Origin of the sequence: Psychrobacter sp. ASPA161_6 (assembly GCF_051970285.1) — a bacterium.
GTDB classification, from domain to species: Bacteria; Pseudomonadota; Gammaproteobacteria; order Pseudomonadales; family Moraxellaceae; genus Psychrobacter; species Psychrobacter glaciei.
On record NZ_JBEFNJ010000001.1, the window covers coordinates 722,979 to 736,916 of the forward strand.

Annotated in this window: 15 protein-coding genes, 2 tRNA genes and 1 pseudogene; 11 read left to right on the forward strand and 7 right to left on the reverse strand. The window is 41.1% G+C overall.

Annotated features, from left to right (window positions below; all coding sequences use genetic code 11):
- From ACTQ9T_RS02970 to ACTQ9T_RS02985, 4 genes are all read left to right on the forward strand, one after another.
- Window positions 1-924, forward strand: a complete 924-nt coding sequence (locus ACTQ9T_RS02970; protein WP_440464020.1) for a hypothetical protein — start codon at window positions 1-3, stop codon at window positions 922-924.
- Window positions 925-1,045: 121 nt separating this feature from the next.
- The gene (locus tag ACTQ9T_RS02975) at window positions 1,046-1,258 is read left to right on the forward strand and encodes a hypothetical protein (RefSeq protein ID WP_440464021.1); all 213 of its coding nucleotides are present in this window, start codon (window positions 1,046-1,048) and stop codon (window positions 1,256-1,258) included.
- Window positions 1,259-1,275: 17 nt separating this feature from the next.
- Window positions 1,276-1,746 carry a hypothetical protein gene (locus ACTQ9T_RS02980; protein WP_440464022.1) on the forward strand — a complete coding sequence of 157 codons (471 nt, stop codon included), beginning with the start codon at window positions 1,276-1,278 and terminating at the stop codon, window positions 1,744-1,746.
- Window positions 1,747-1,913: 167 nt separating this feature from the next.
- Window positions 1,914-3,299, forward strand: coding sequence for a hypothetical protein (locus tag ACTQ9T_RS02985; RefSeq protein ID WP_440464023.1), 1,386 nt, complete (start codon window positions 1,914-1,916; stop codon window positions 3,297-3,299).
- 299 nt (window positions 3,300-3,598) lie between these two features.
- Here ACTQ9T_RS02985 and ACTQ9T_RS02990 read toward each other — a convergent pair.
- Together ACTQ9T_RS02990 and ACTQ9T_RS02995 are read right to left on the reverse strand one after the other, a co-directional pair.
- Window positions 3,599-3,790 (reverse strand): annotated as a pseudogene (locus tag ACTQ9T_RS02990) (low temperature requirement protein A); the annotation flags it as partial.
- Window positions 3,791-4,087: 297 nt separating this feature from the next.
- The gene (locus tag ACTQ9T_RS02995; RefSeq protein ID WP_440464024.1) at window positions 4,088-4,993 is read right to left on the reverse strand and encodes a LysR family transcriptional regulator; all 906 of its coding nucleotides are present in this window, start codon (window positions 4,991-4,993) and stop codon (window positions 4,088-4,090) included.
- Between the two features lie 148 nt (window positions 4,994-5,141).
- On the opposite strand from ACTQ9T_RS02995, the gene ACTQ9T_RS03000 reads away from it, so the two are divergent.
- From ACTQ9T_RS03000 to ACTQ9T_RS03010, 3 genes are read left to right on the forward strand one after another with little or no spacing between them, the layout of a single operon-like run.
- Window positions 5,142-5,534, forward strand: coding sequence for a DoxX family protein (locus ACTQ9T_RS03000; protein WP_440464025.1), 393 nt, complete (start codon window positions 5,142-5,144; stop codon window positions 5,532-5,534).
- Between the two features lie 49 nt (window positions 5,535-5,583).
- A complete protein-coding gene (locus ACTQ9T_RS03005) occupies window positions 5,584-6,138 on the forward strand; it encodes an NADPH-dependent FMN reductase (protein WP_440464026.1) in 555 nt (184 codons plus the stop codon).
- A 55-nt stretch (window positions 6,139-6,193) separates the two neighbouring features.
- Window positions 6,194-6,898 (forward strand): YoaK family protein, encoded by a 705-nt coding sequence (locus tag ACTQ9T_RS03010; protein WP_440464452.1) that lies wholly within the window; start codon window positions 6,194-6,196, stop codon window positions 6,896-6,898.
- Window positions 6,899-7,069: 171 nt separating this feature from the next.
- Here ACTQ9T_RS03010 and ACTQ9T_RS03015 read toward each other — a convergent pair whose 3' ends face one another.
- Window positions 7,070-7,396 carry a GNAT family N-acetyltransferase gene (locus tag ACTQ9T_RS03015; protein WP_201593146.1) on the reverse strand — a complete coding sequence of 109 codons (327 nt, stop codon included), beginning with the start codon at window positions 7,394-7,396 and terminating at the stop codon, window positions 7,070-7,072.
- Between the two features lie 293 nt (window positions 7,397-7,689).
- Between ACTQ9T_RS03015 and ACTQ9T_RS03020 the strand changes: the two genes are divergently transcribed.
- The 4 genes from ACTQ9T_RS03020 to ACTQ9T_RS03035 all read left to right on the forward strand — a co-directional run bounded on the left by ACTQ9T_RS03020 (window position 7,690) and on the right by ACTQ9T_RS03035 (window position 11,287).
- Window positions 7,690-8,403, forward strand: a complete 714-nt coding sequence (locus tag ACTQ9T_RS03020) for a pirin family protein (protein WP_440464027.1) — start codon at window positions 7,690-7,692, stop codon at window positions 8,401-8,403.
- A gap of 56 nt (window positions 8,404-8,459) precedes the next feature.
- A complete protein-coding gene (locus tag ACTQ9T_RS03025) occupies window positions 8,460-9,398 on the forward strand; it encodes a pirin family protein (RefSeq protein WP_440464028.1) in 939 nt (312 codons plus the stop codon).
- Window positions 9,399-9,460: 62 nt separating this feature from the next.
- The gene (locus ACTQ9T_RS03030) at window positions 9,461-10,069 is read left to right on the forward strand and encodes a nitroreductase family protein (RefSeq protein WP_440464029.1); all 609 of its coding nucleotides are present in this window, start codon (window positions 9,461-9,463) and stop codon (window positions 10,067-10,069) included.
- A 270-nt stretch (window positions 10,070-10,339) separates the two neighbouring features.
- Window positions 10,340-11,287, forward strand: a complete 948-nt coding sequence (locus ACTQ9T_RS03035; protein WP_440464453.1) for an IS256 family transposase, variant Zn-binding type — start codon at window positions 10,340-10,342, stop codon at window positions 11,285-11,287.
- Window positions 11,288-11,498: 211 nt separating this feature from the next.
- On the opposite strand, the gene ACTQ9T_RS03040 is transcribed toward ACTQ9T_RS03035, so the two are convergent.
- The 4 genes from ACTQ9T_RS03040 to ACTQ9T_RS03055 form a co-directional block, all read right to left on the reverse strand.
- A tRNA-Leu gene (locus ACTQ9T_RS03040) sits at window positions 11,499-11,585 on the reverse strand.
- Window positions 11,586-11,709: 124 nt separating this feature from the next.
- A tRNA-Cys gene (locus ACTQ9T_RS03045) sits at window positions 11,710-11,783 on the reverse strand.
- A gap of 190 nt (window positions 11,784-11,973) precedes the next feature.
- Entirely contained in the window at window positions 11,974-12,108 is a 135-nt protein-coding gene (locus tag ACTQ9T_RS03050; RefSeq protein WP_210539970.1) for a putative transporter small subunit, read from the reverse strand.
- Between the two features lie 84 nt (window positions 12,109-12,192).
- A complete protein-coding gene (locus ACTQ9T_RS03055; protein WP_415196369.1) occupies window positions 12,193-13,842 on the reverse strand; it encodes a sodium:solute symporter family protein in 1,650 nt (549 codons plus the stop codon).
- Window positions 13,843-13,938: the final 96 nt, after the last annotated feature.

Here is a 13,938-nt window from a genome sequence, read left to right on the forward strand (position 1 = left end):
ATGAATAACTACATCATCAGACCGCAAGAGATTTACCTACTAGAGCGCTATAGCTCACCCGCTTACTTTAAAGAAATGCGCGATGCCTTTGCTCAAATGTTAGAAGCTGCTGAATACGCGCTGGAGTTGTTTGTTAACGACTTACCCTTTGATTACCGAACGCGTCCTATTAACAGACAACCTGATATTGTCTGGGGCGAGCGGGTATTACCGAATCTGCGTAGTACTTTAGATAGTCTTAATGTTGGCTATCAAGAGCTGTTAAAAGGGGATCTAGCAGCGATAGGATATGGGGGTAATGTTGAGAGTGATTTTCGCGCTATCAATATGGATTACGATATTGACTGGATGCCAGAGCAGCAGCAATATGATTATGATAAGTGGGAGCGACAAGCAAGTCTGTATGCTTTTAATATGAAAATAACCAGTTATTTTGGTTGGCAAATAGGTAGTCTGACTGAACGATACACGACTGAGTCAAGAGGACCGCTCAACCCACCCGAGTCATGGCCTATTTATCGGCTCAACCCAAAATATACTGTTGAGTTAGATGAAGTCGTCCCTGTGGCAGGCATCTATATACCAGATAGAGAAGATGCTAGCGCCCAAGTGCTACTAGATGGCATGTTAGCAAATGAAGCTTACGTCGGCTATGACCCTGAAACTATGCAAGCTGTTGGCATGGCTCCTGTCACTTGGATGCTGGTAGAACGTATCGCCGATACTGGCGGCGGTAGCCATAACGTCGCACCAAAACGCTTACGCTGCGAGTCAGGTAAACCGTGTCCACAGACGGCATCATGGTGGTCACCATCCAGCCAGGATGTTAAACACTTTAAAGCAGGTGACATCATGCCAAAGATGAAGCGGCTTGAATGGAAAACCATTTGGTATTTTAACGAGACCAATCAGGTAGACGATTAAGATAGATAACTTACGCCTTATCAATGACTAATAACAAATGAGCCTTATATATGTTAAATCATTTAATTCCAAAGACCTTATTTAAAATGTGGCTGTGTGTGTCCCTACTATTGATGAACTAATGGAGATTAAAAATGGCAAAAAAAGCATAAAAGATATGGAGTTTAAAGCGGATACAAAAGACGATATCACAGCCATGAAAATAGGCATAGATTTGTTTGAAAATTTTTATCCTGCAACATATCTCACCGAATATCTGATATTGAAAATATTAGATTCAACAGCTGATTCAGACTTGCCATATTCTAAACAGTTCCATGTGTGTTATTTATAGAATCAATAGGAATAATAATGCGTTTAAATAAAAATATAATAATTCCAAATATGCTATTTGCTATAAGTAGCCTATTAGGATGTATGAATGTAAATTCTTCAAACAAGATTTTTTTGAATAATAAAACAAGTTTTACTCTTTATACTTCGAAGTTTGAGACCGAAGATAGTGATACTGAAATTACCTTAGAAGAGATGGAATCGGAAAAACGTATAGTTCTAGATGTCAATGAAAAAGATCTTTATTGTGTTAGTGATTATGCTTTATTAGCGGATTCCCTCGTTAATATTGATATTATGTGGCATGTTACCGATAAGAACAGTGAAGGAAAGCCTTCGTACAAAAATCAGGGAGAGGTCTTTAATGTATCAGATACAGAAAAAGGTTTTTGTAGCTACGAAATCGATATTTATGATACTCATACTGAGGTTAGAGGGCTAGGTGAAGGGTTGTGTGATAAAAAGATAATACTCAATGAAGATTTCTGACAGATTATAGGAGTTATCAAACTTAGTATCTATACGATGATAAGCAGCGTATAGAACAGATCATTGATGCTGAAGGTAATGCTGTTCACTATCATTATGACGATAGTAAACCTTGGCTAAGTACCCTCGTTAAACGAGTCGATTATCCAGATGGCAATAGCATCGAAATGCGCTACGATGATATCGGTCAGCTGACTGATAAATATGATGATACGTTAGGTATTACTACTTCAACTCACTATGATGTTGATGGTCTAGTCATCAAACAAGTAGACGCATCAGGCAATAGTACTGCTTATGCTTATGATGACTATCGTAGTCTAAGCCAGCTCACCAATGAGAATGGTGAACACTGGACCTTTGAGTATGATAAAGGTAATAATCTTGTTGGTGAAACCCGTTTTGATGGTCATCAAAGTCGATATCGCTTTGACGCGCTTGGCAACTTAATAAGCCAAACTGATAATCCGCATCTGCCCTTAAACCAACAGCGCCGTATCAGTTATGAGCGAGACTTGATAGGACAGATAGTGACTCAAATCAGTACAAGCGCAGAGCAGTCTGCACAAGTACAATATCAATATGATAAAGCAGGCAAACTGCTGAGCGCAACCAACCCGCACAGTCGAATCGATTTCGCTTACGATGCCAATGGACAACTCATCAAAGAGCGTCAAACCAGCACCCTTAACATTGCAGGCCTACAACATGAGTATCGCTTAGCGTTACAGCATCAATACGACGAGCTAGGCAATCGTACCGCCACCACCTTACCTGATGGCAAAGTCATCAATCAGTTGTATTACGGCTCAGGTCATCTATACAACCAAAGCCTACATGACCCAAGTACCGATCAGCATATTGACATACGTCACAGTGAGCGTAACAAACTCCATGTTGAAGTCAACCGTCAACAAGGCATTCTTGACAGCGTTTACACCCATGACCCCATGGGACGACTCATCAATCAAAACAGTAGCATTGGCGACCATATCATCGTTGGACGTCAGTACCAGTATGATCCTATTGGACAACTCACTGACATCAACAGTCAAACATCACTTACCGGTAAAGACCACACCGTCCAGCAGCACACTCGCAACCATCACTACCAGTACGATGCGATAGGCCGCCTCACTGAGCATAAACTAGCAGGGTCAAACACCAGCATCATCGAGCAATTCGCCTTTGACCCAGCAGGCAATAGAGTATCGGCTCATAGCAGTAGAGTAGAGGATACTAATAAACAAACTCAAACAGCAATACCTAAACCTCAGGGCCACCCAACTGAAATCATCAGCCAAGGTAAGCACGTGCGCTATACTTATGACAATGATGGTAGAGTCGTTCATAAAACCATAGCAGCCAACATGAACCAGTCAGACAACAACCTAGTACAGTTTAAAAAAGAGCTAACATTCAAATACAATGCTAACAACGAATTAAGCCAAACTGTACTCACGCATCATAAGGGTAGTGACACCATCGTCACCACGACCGATTACTACTACGATGCCTTTGGTAGACGGATTCATAAGCACAGTCAAATCTGAGCTATGCTGAAGAAACCGTAGAGATAAACTTGGTAAACTAATGACTTGATGAGGAGCTTACCATGACCAAGAAAGTATGATCCTGAAATAATAGCTGTTCTAGAAGAGAACAAGCGCCTCAAACGACAGCTTAAAGTTGCCGAGGAGGAGCGCGAAATACTAAAAAAGGCGAAGGCGTACTTCGCCAATGAGGAACGTTAAGAAACAGTCTAGTAGACTGTTTTAGTGACGCAAGACGTAGGGCTATGCCCGCAGTGACAGTTAGTAAAGTACGCCTTTATCAAAGACAATCAGCTGAGCTATGCCGAAGAAACCGTACACCTAAACTTGTGGCCTTCTACTTGTTGATAAACACGCCACCACTGACTGCAGCGGGCCAATCGCATGATCGCGTAACCAGTAACGCCTATCCATGTTAGTCCTTGCTCAAAAAACTGATTGATGTTGGCGGCAAGCATTAATGAGCCAAACATTTGCAACATTACTGAGAGACGGTAATACCAATCATCGGGATCGTACTCTAAGGCAAACCAAGTAAAGCTCGTCCAAGCATTCTACAATATAAAAAATGCCACGATAAAAGTTAAAAATCCAAAAAAGTCATGCTCAAGTAAGCGGTGATGAAGCCCGCTTGCAGCAGCAGAGCAACAGCAATGACATAGACAAGATCAAATCATAACTTAAGCGTACTAGAGGCTCGATGTTGCTCATTAGGGTCTCTAGCATGGATCGTGGGTACACAAATCATTCACTATGCTTCAATAGATATAATTTGAATAATTAAAAAACTAATACCTATCCCAATAAGGATCATCACCGAAACGTTCAGCGATAAGATCAATTAAATAGCGGCAACGCTGAGATAAAAATCGATTTTTTGGATAGACCGCATAGGCATTTAGTGTGGGCAGCTGGTACTGCTGCATGATAGGGACTAGCTCACCACTGGCTAAGGTTTGATAAGTAATAAAGGTTGGCAAAAAGGCAATGCCTTGGCCTTTCACTGCCATCTCACGCAAAAAATCACCGTTGTTGACTTTTATTTTTGAGTTAACCTCTATCTCATGTTTTTTGCCTTGCTCATCTATCAATTCTATCGTGCTAGATTTACTCAGACCATATTGCAAAATTTTATGCGTTGCTAACTCTTCTACCGTTTTTGGTGTGCCCATTTTATCCAGATATTCAGGACTGGCACACAATGCATAACGAATGAGTGCGAGGCGTTTGGCTTGATAGCTAGAATCTTGCATCTCTCTAACACGAATGGCCAGCTCAAATCCTTCTTCGACCAAATCCACATGTCGATCAGAAAAATCTAACTCAAAATTCAGATTAGGGTGTTGATTGGCATATTCATCAATAACGTCATTCAGATGCATCAAGCCAAACGATAATGGTGCGGTCATTTTTAGCGTGCCCTCGATACGAGTCGGAGCACCACTCGTTTCTTCGTTGAGCGCGTCTACTTCACTCAGTATGTTGCCGACCTTTTGGTAATACTGTTCACCAGCCTGCGTTAAGTTTGACTGGCGCGTGGTTCGGCTGATTAACTGACTACCCAAGCGTGTTTCTAACTCTTTAAGACGGCGGCTTACAGCTGATTTAGCAATGTTCAATTGCTCAGCGGCTTTGGTAATGCTCCCTGCTTCGACAATGCGGACAAACATTGCCATATCTTCTAGTTGTCCCATTTGAGCTACTCCTTGACTGTTCTTAAAAAAAGAACTTACATTTATAATTATCACGGTTTATCTATCTATAAGCAACGACTACAATTACTGTGTTTCCTAATCAAATAAAAGCTACTTAAACAAACGTACTCATTACTGGAGCATCACTATGGACAAACTACAACAGCTAAGCACGCCAATTGGTCGTTTATTTTTATCCATGATCTTTATTTTTTCAGGCTTTACCAAAATAACAGGTTACGCTGCTACCCAAGGTTATATGGAATCTATGGGCGTACCTGGGATGCTATTACCTTTGGTTATTGCGCTTGAGTTATTTGGCGGTATCGCCATTCTGCTTGGTTTTAAAGCGCGCCTGATAGCTGTGTTGTTTGTTGGTTTTAACATCGTATCGGCGCTTCTTTTTCATCAATTCTGGATCGATGAATCACAAATGAATCCATTTATGAAAAACATTGCTATCGCTGGCGGCTTCTTAATGATTTTTGCCCATGGTGCAGGTGCGTATTCAATTGATAATAGTAAGACGCATAAAATTTAGTATAGTAAATGCTTCACTCATCAGGTTTTATCCTCATTAAGGAGTTGCTATGAGCGCATCCATCAATATTGCACTGATTATTGGGAGTTTACGCAAAGAGTCCATCAATCGTAAATTTGCAGAATATATTGTGTCGCAGATGCCTGACCGCGTGAATATCAAAGAAGTGGATATCGCAGACTTGCCGCTTTATAACCAAGATTATGATGATACAACGATTGATAGCTACGAGCGTGTACGTCAGCAATTAAAAGACGCTGATGCAGTGTTAATCGTCACTCCAGAGCACAATCGTACAATGCCCGCGGCTTTAAAAAATGTCGTAGATATTGCTTCGCGCCCTTATAAAGAAAGTATTTGGACACATAAGAAAGTTGCGGTAGTGACGGCCTCACCAGGTAGCTTTGGCGGTATCAATAGTGGACTTGATGTCAGAAAAAGTATGCAAATGCTTTCGGCACAAATGATGATTGATCCCGAAATTCATTTAAGTCGAGCAACTGACAGTTTAAATGAAGATGGCAGTGTCACTGAACGCACACAGAAATTCTTACAACGCTTCGTCACTGATTTTGTAGACTTTGCAGAGAAATTAGGTGACTAAATCAATCTCTAACGATCCTGACAATAATACCCATACCATTAACGATGATAAGACAGTGTTAGCACATTCGAAACCGCCAAGTTTTTGGCAACGTTATCAAACGCCCGTACTATTAACAGTAGTCGGTGGTGCTATCGATACTATTGGTTTTATTACCTTGTTTGGTTTTTTTACTGCGCATGTCACCGGTAACTTAGTGATGGCGGGTAGTGGATTGGTCAAAGGTGAGCAAGGTCTGTGGATTAAGCTTGCCGCTTTACCATTGTTTATTCTAACGGTCATGGTGACCAAGATATTTATTGATCATAGTAAAAACAAGCAGCTAACGCTGAGCCGTTTGTTTTTAGCAGAAGCTGTTTTTTTGATAGCCTTTATGATTGCTGGTCTTTACTACCAGCCTTTTGTGGATGCAGGGGACATCACTGTGGCATTAACAGGTGGTCTGGGTCTGATAGCTCTAGCCATTCGTAATACAGCAAGCAAAACAGTGATTAAGCACATGAGTCCGACCGTATTAATGACGGGTAATACCACACAACTGGGTATTAATCTGACCGATTATTTGATCAATCGCACCGCAGATAACGGTAAAAAGTTGACGCACAGCTCAGCATTGGTTTTTAGCTTTCTAGTTGGGGCGTTACTGGGTGCACTTTTATATATTCAGCTAAATTTTTGGGCAGTCGGATTGTTTGTACTACCCGTACTGTATTTGTCAGTAATGGCACGTGATAAAGCGTTCTTGCAAAGTATTGCCTAGTATTTTCTAACGTAACGGAGCCTTGCATTACTATTCAGTAGTGTGGATTTTCAAAACTGATGTCTTGTGTCTTGCTATATCAACCTTTATCTTTCAATAATAAAAATGCCCTATCTTGACGGATAGGGCATTTTTTATGTCATCTACATGGTTGTTACTGATAGATATTATTCAAGGCGTTGCTTTGTGAAATATCGAGTTGTCTTGATATTCTGGATGCTTGTCTATGTAGGCTTTGATATATGGGCAGATAGGTTTGACTCTTAGGTTTTTAGCTGCTGCATCGTCTAGTATTGATTTAGCAAGATAACCTGCAATACCTTGCCCGCTAAGCTCTTCGGGCACCTCGGTATGGGTATAAGCAATGCCATCTTCACCTTGACTGGTGGTAAAAAATTCATAATCTTCAAAGGCGATATGCCCATCAACATGAATTTCAAAACGTTTCTGATCTGTATTATCTATTACATCATAATTCAATAATGGTTTATCTGACATCGTTAGGCTTCCTTATATCGTAAGTGTGATTAGACTTATTCTATATGTACTTTCATTCTATGAAGCGTAGCAGCCATTTATGCTACTGGCTCTGTTTAGAAGATATAGTGTTCTACCACAAATATATTACGCTATATTGATGGTTTTATTGTTCTAATAATAAGAATAGTCATTTGTATTTATCGATATTTATCTCTTCTTAAACAACAATTATAATCGTTCCATTGTTTAGACAAGTTCGTTAATAGTAAATTTTCAGACATGTTTAACTCCCCAATAACTAAGGATAAATTATGAAAACTATCTATCATGCAGCAAACTCTCGTGGCGATGCAAACCATGGCTGGCTGAAAAGTAAACATACCTTTAGCTTTGCGAATTATCACAATCCAGAACGTATGGGATTTGGTGCGCTACGCGTCATTAACGATGATTTTGTTATTGGCGGTCAGGGTTTTGGCAAGCACTCACATCGCGATATGGAAATCATCAGCATTCCACTATCGGGTAAGCTCGGTCATGGCGATAACATTGGTAACAATGGCATTATCGAAACGGGTGAAATCCAAGTTATGTCAGCCGGTACAGGCATCACTCATAGTGAGATGAATGGCGATGACAAAGAGGATGTAAAGTTCTTACAGATTTGGGTCATTCCAAACAAGATGAACGTAGCGCCTCGTTATCAGCAAGTACGCATGGGTGACATCATGCAACCAAACAAGTTCAATCAAGTGTTATCGCCAAACGCTGACGATGCTGGTGTCTGGATTCATCAAAATGCATGGTTCAGTATGGGTGACTTTGAGCAGGGAGTCACTCAAAAATATACGCTAAATGATGCGAACAATGGCGTGTATGTTTTCGTGATTGAAGGTAGTGTGACCATTGATAATAACGTGTTAAATACACGTGATGGTCTAGGCGTCTGGGATACTAAAAGCATGACTATGGACGTTCTAGAAAACTCAAAAGTATTAATTATGGAAGTCCCTATGACTTTTTAATACTTTTTTACGCTCATTATTTGTGACACATAAGATATCAAAAAAGGAGTTAGTTCATGAGTATTCAAACGTTAGAGCCAAGATTGGCTGATGTCGGCGGTATTCCAATTGCGCGTTTACTACCTAACAAAGGTAAGCAACCTATCGGTGCGTGGTGCTTTTTAGATCATGCAGGTCCTGCTGATTTTGGTGAAGATGACGCAGGGATGCAGGTGGGTCGCCATCCGCATACTAACTTGCAGACTTTCAGCTGGATGCTAAATGGCGAAGTGCTACACAAAGACAGTTTAGGCAATGAACAAGTCATTACTAAAAACCAAGTTAATGTCATGACCGCAGGTACGGGGTTGAACCAAGGTATCAGTCATACAGAACAAAGTGTCTTTCCAGATACGGGCGGTTCAGAAAATGCCGCACGTGGTATCAGTATGGTGCAGCTATGGATTGCGCTTCCCACTGACCAGAAGATTGAGCGCAGTTTTCATCATTATCCTGAGCTACCAACGTGGAGCGAGGATAACGTAGAGATGATACTGACAACAGGCAGTTATACCAATACATCAGGTGAGACATTTGAAGCGCCTACTATTCAGTATTCTAAACTGGTCGGTATAGATGTGTACTTCAAGCAAGATGGTGAGGTAACATTGAATTTAGAGCCAGGCTTTGAGTACGGTATCTTGGTTTCAGAAGGGGAAGTAGAGTCCGAAGGCAATATTTGCAAGCAAGATCAATTATTCCGTTTTCATGATAGTGATGTCGCCAATAACAAAAGTATTAAGCTGGCTGCAAAAAAGGGTACGCGTATCATGTTTATCGGCGGCGAACCGCTCAATAACCAAGTGCTACTATGGTGGAACTTCGTAGCTGATAACAAAGCTGAGATTGAACAATCTATTATTGATTGGAATAATGGTCATGAGCGTTTCGGTAATGTTGACTCTGATATGAAGCGTTTGCCAGCGCCTGAGCTACCTGCAGGTTTTAAAGGCTAATTACTATCTGCTTTGATACCTTACATTCAATATTAATTCATACAAAAAAATTGGAGAAAATTATGTCAAATTTACAAGAATTACAGCAAGTGGCAGAAAAACGCCGTTCTATTTATGCACTAAGTAATCAACTACCAGTATCAAATGATGAAGTAGTGAAATTGGTTGAACATGCTATTTTACACACACCATCAGCGTTCAATTCACAGTCAGCTCGTATTGTTGTGTTGTTTGGTGACGATCACAACAAGCTTTGGGATATCACCGAAGAGACACTAAAAGCTATCGTTGGTGATGAAGAGAAATTTAAAGGAACAAAAGATAAAATCGCTGGCTTTAGAGCAGGTGCAGGAACCGTCTTATTTTTTGAAGACAAAGGTGTCGTAAGAAGTATGCAAGAAGCCGCGCCTTTATATGCCGATAAATTCCCAATTTGGGCACATCAAACCAGTGCGATGCATCAGTATGTGATCTGGACAGCATTGGCTAGTTTAGATATTGGTGCAAACTTACAACATTATAATCCAGTCATTGATCAAAAAGTCGCTGAGGAGTGGAGTATTTCTGAAGATTGGGAGCTTAATGCGCAAATGGTGTTTGGTGCGATCGAGCAGCCAGCAGGTGATAAAGCGTTCAAGCCTGTTGAAGAACGTATGAAAGTATTCGGCTAGTAATTTTTAGCGTTAAAAACCATATAACTAATGAAACCGCCATGATATGTTCATAGCGGTTTCATTGGTTTTTTATAATTATAAACTGGATAGGACGTACCATTGAAAATAGCTTAGGATGGTTTTTGACAGGAACGAAGTATTTCTTATCTTCAGGCTTGTGACTGCTAATGCTTAGATCTGAACGGAGCGCTTTTCTATTCATATCCTAGATCTCGGTGTAATGGACATTTTTCATGCTGGCGCAGGGTCTAACGCTATATACTGTCTATATTTGCAAGGAATCAACGCCATGAATCAAAAAACTGCCCTTTTTGTAGTGATAAACACACCAAGAAGAATGGACGTAAGCTTGGCAAACAGCAGTATCAATGTCTAGCTTGCAGGCGGCAGTTTTTAGGTGGCAAAAGACTTAATAACCGAACGCTTTGGACTGAATATACGCAAGGAAAACAGACCTACCAACAACTGGCGGATAAATATCACTGTAGTCTTAAAACCATTCAAAGACGCTTAGATAAAGTCAGTATTGAGTATCCAGTTAAACGTCCTAAGACTGCTAATATCATCATGGACACCACTTACTTTGGTCGCAAGTTTGGTTTAATGGTCTTTATGGACAACACCACTAGAACCGTTCTTAATTATGTGATAGTCAGTCATGAAACCAATAGTGCTTATAAGCAGGGAATTGATCATCTAGTATCGTTAGGCGTTGATATACAAAGCATCACCTGTGATGGTAGACGAGGACTGAGGACGTTATTCACCCGCATCCCTTGCCAGATGTGCCAGTTTCATCAAGTGCAAATAGTGACCCGCTATTTAACACGCCGCCCTAAGAACAGTGCCAGTATTGAGCTTAGACGACTTACTTTAGAAATAAAACAGCTTGATAAAGATGCGTTTGTAAAGTGCTTAGATCACTGGTATTTGACTCATGAAGCCTATCTTAATGAGTCAAATACCAATGAGGATACCGGTAGAACGTGGTACACCCACAAGCGTCTTAGAAGTGCTTATCGTAGCTTAAGAACCAATAGCGATTGGTTGTTTACTTATCAAGAATATGGGCATTTAGACCTACCAAATACCACTAATTCTCTCGAAGGGTTATTCAGTGAGCTTAAGCGACAATTACACAGTCATCATGGGCTAAATGAGTATCGTAAGTTACGGTTTATTAAAGACTTTTTAGGGTCAAAGACACTCAAATAGCATGAATTTTGTCCATTAGCGACTACCTTCTAATCTCTAGCATGAATTTTGTCCATTACACCTAGATCTCCATAAGTACACTCAAAACTCGGTATACTTAAAGTGCATGGATTGGGATAGATAGAGCAGGACAGTATAGAACGCCAGATACAACAAAGCCCCTGATATCAGGGGCTTTAGCTGTTCTATAAGATAGTATAGGACTATGTAATGGTACCCGGAGCCGGACTTGAACCGGCACGCTATTGCTAGCGAGGGATTTTAAATCCCTTGTGTCTACCAATTTCACCACCCGGGCAAAACTTGTTTTATCTTTAACGTAAGCTAGCTGATAGACAATCTAGTTACTAGATAAGTGGTCGCTATTATAATCGGTTGTGATAATAATGCAAGCCAAAATTAACGTAAAGTTAATAAATAATTGGAGGCTGGAGTCGGAATCGAACCGGCGTTAACGGAGTTGCAGTCCGCTGCATGACCACTCTGCCATCCAGCCAATCAAGGTGGCCTATATTAGCAAAAATATAGTAAATTACAAGTCATTTTTTAGTTAAAAGCAGGTTATTTACTATCTTGCCTGCACTTAATCCCAGTTTAGGGGCATTTATGCTGCTAATAGGCTTTGTTAAGTCATTAATAAACGAATATTTAGCGATGATCGTTAAAAATGTAATAGCTAGGGTACGTTAAACAATATCCCTATTGTCACGTTTGGCCTTTTTGATATCGCGATAGGTGGCGGTACAAATCAATACCAGTACCCCAAGAGTAATGGCGGGCCAAATTAAAATATATAAGCCGTAGATAAAAACGTTGTCCATGATATCTCCTTATAATATTTCTAAGTAAATAGCGATTGGTCATATACTGATAACTAATCACTACTTGGATAAAACGATTTTGATTTAAGATTTAGGTGATGAGGGTATTTCAGTTTTTTTATCGTAATTGCCTACGCGCTGCTTAATCAACTCAAAGTCGAAATGCTCATCGCCCATGAGACTGACGATCACACAAACGATAGTACTGGCACCGTAAGCGGTCAGTGAAGCGAGTAAAATCATGTACTGGCGTAGAAACCCAGTGGCAAAGATTAACATCAGCACCAGCGTAATAGCAGCCGCGCCCATGCCGATCTTACGACCTAAGAAACCAAATACCATCAGACCGATGACAACTGCACCACCAACGCTGGCTAAGATTTCAAAGAATAGGGCAGTGATGCCAACGATAGGTATCAACTCAAAACGCGCCACACAGAATAATAGGAGCCCGACAATCACTGCTGAAGTAAAGGCGGCATTAGTGACACGATTCCAGAATACACTGGCGATCACAGGGAAAACAATCGCACCCCATAAGGCACCAACGAATACCAGCATTACTAGAATATCAAGCTTGAAGCTGGCAAAGATAAGTCCCGCTGCCGTCGCGACAATCATCGTGCCACGACCGACGAGCATCATGGTTTTAGGTTTAACCTGACCTTTTTTGGCGATATTTTTACCGTAGACATCGGCCATCATAATGGTTGATAGCGCTGATAAATCCGAGTCAGCTGTGGAAGATAACGAGCCAATGACCAGAATAAAGAATAATGCGATGAAGACGGGATGCAGATAAGTGCTGACCATTTGCGGGATCAGGTTGTTCATATTGCCATCAAGTGGTTCAATACCAATGGTCAAGGCCATCAAGCCAATCATACCAAGCCCAATGACGATACCCGCATAGCCGACTGTGGCGGTAATAAATGTCGCCTTAATCTTGGTTTTATCAATCGCAAATAAGCGCTGAGTAATGGTTTGGTTACCGATAGCATAGGCCAATACCGCGACAAAATACGGTGCACCTTGCTGAAAGAATGCCTCAGAAGAAAAGAAATCCTGCTGCTCTAAGGTCAAGTTCGATAGTCCGCTGACCATCACTGCAGGACCTCCCATGGAGAATAGCACCGCTGGAATGATGATGACACCAATCGCCATCAAAGCGACCAATTGGGCAAAATCAGTAAAGACGGAGGCGCGAAACCCTGAGGTTAAGGTATAGCTCAATACCCCGACACCCGCGATAATTACCCCTGTCTGGAACGATAATGGTGACAATACTGACACCAATGCCCCAGCAGCGGTAAAGTTGACCATCAAGCTAATTAAGCTGCCCATAAGGTTGGATATGGCTAAAATTAATTGGCTTGATGAGCCGTGGCGGGCGTGGATAAGCTCACCTAAAGTGTGACCGTTGGGAGCAAGCTCACGAAAGCGCATGCCAAAAGGGTAGATGAACAAAATCATCAATGCACCCCAAAAGCCGTAATGTATCGGCCCTGATACGCCATATTTATAGCCAGAGGTAGCGGCAGCGTAAAATGAGGCCGCCCAAATCCAGGTCGCGGTCATACTTGCCGCGCCCATTCCAAAGCCCACATTGTGGCCTGCGACCATAAAGCCGGAAGTTGTCTCTTTGTCTTTTTTAATTAATAAAGACAGCAGATATGTACCACCATAAAACGCCACCAATAATAAAATAATGGTGAGCGCCGAAAATTGAAACAATGACTCAGTTTTCAAACTCATACCTCGCAATTGTTTTAAGTAAATAAGGTTTAGTAAAATTATCTATTCCAAACTATTTAGCATACGACATAGTCT

Bases quoted from the DNA above. Each gene is read 5' to 3' on its own strand.
- ACTQ9T_RS02975 (WP_440464021.1), top strand. From the start codon at position 1,046: ATGGAGATTAAAAATGGCAAAAAAAGCATAAAAGATATGGAGTTTAAA.
- ACTQ9T_RS02980 (WP_440464022.1), top strand. From the start codon at position 1,276: ATGCGTTTAAATAAAAATATAATAATTCCAAATATGCTATTTGCTATA.
- ACTQ9T_RS02970 (WP_440464020.1), top strand. From the start codon at position 1: ATGAATAACTACATCATCAGACCGCAAGAGATTTACCTACTAGAGCGC.
- ACTQ9T_RS03000 (WP_440464025.1), top strand. From the start codon at position 5,142: ATGGACAAACTACAACAGCTAAGCACGCCAATTGGTCGTTTATTTTTA.
- ACTQ9T_RS02995 (WP_440464024.1), bottom strand. From the start codon at position 4,993: ATGGGACAACTAGAAGATATGGCAATGTTTGTCCGCATTGTCGAAGCA.
- ACTQ9T_RS03025 (WP_440464028.1), top strand. From the start codon at position 8,460: ATGAGTATTCAAACGTTAGAGCCAAGATTGGCTGATGTCGGCGGTATT.
- ACTQ9T_RS03050 (WP_210539970.1), bottom strand. From the start codon at position 12,108: ATGGACAACGTTTTTATCTACGGCTTATATATTTTAATTTGGCCCGCC.
- ACTQ9T_RS02985 (WP_440464023.1), top strand. From the start codon at position 1,914: ATGCGCTACGATGATATCGGTCAGCTGACTGATAAATATGATGATACG.
- ACTQ9T_RS03005 (WP_440464026.1), top strand. From the start codon at position 5,584: ATGAGCGCATCCATCAATATTGCACTGATTATTGGGAGTTTACGCAAA.
- ACTQ9T_RS03015 (WP_201593146.1), bottom strand. From the start codon at position 7,396: ATGTCAGATAAACCATTATTGAATTATGATGTAATAGATAATACAGAT.
- ACTQ9T_RS03030 (WP_440464029.1), top strand. From the start codon at position 9,461: ATGTCAAATTTACAAGAATTACAGCAAGTGGCAGAAAAACGCCGTTCT.
- ACTQ9T_RS03020 (WP_440464027.1), top strand. From the start codon at position 7,690: ATGAAAACTATCTATCATGCAGCAAACTCTCGTGGCGATGCAAACCAT.